The organism is Specibacter sp. AOP5-B1-6, from assembly GCF_052376555.1.
GTDB lineage: Bacteria > Actinomycetota > Actinomycetes > Actinomycetales > Micrococcaceae > Specibacter.
Map to the genome: position 1 here is coordinate 1 of NZ_JBQSVT010000125.1, position 461 is coordinate 461.

Genomic DNA, 461 nt, shown 5'->3' on the forward strand with positions numbered 1-461 from the left:
CCTGACCTTGTTCTACAAGTCCTATGCGAAGGCGAAGGGCCAGCCTCCGTATGATCCGCGGTTGATGCTGCGCATCCTGCTCTACGGGTACTGCACCGGGGTGCGTTCCTCCCGGGCGATTGAGCGGGCCTGCACCGACATGGTCTCGTTCAGGTGGTTGTCCGCGCAGCAGGGACCGGACTTCCGATCCATCGGGCGCTTCCGCGAACGCCACCTGGCCGCGTTCGCGAACGTGTTCCTGCAGGCCCTGGAACTGTGCCAGGCCGCGGGCATGGTGAGGCTGGGCAAGGTCGCCCTGGACGGGACGAAGATCCGCGCGAACGCCTCCAAACACAAGGCGATGTCCTATGCGCGGCTGACGGAGAAGCAGAAGGTGCTGGCCCAGGAAATCAGTGAGCTGATGGCCGAAGCCAAGACCGTCGATGCCGACGAGGATGCGAAGTTCGGGCCCGGCAAGCGCG

At 64.9% G+C, this 461-nt stretch carries 1 protein-coding gene; it reads left to right on the plus strand.

Going from position 1 to position 461, the window contains the following annotated elements:
- A partial coding sequence (locus ACT3TS_RS19765; RefSeq protein WP_444533229.1) for a transposase occupies window positions 1–461 on the plus strand: 461 nt, incomplete at both ends.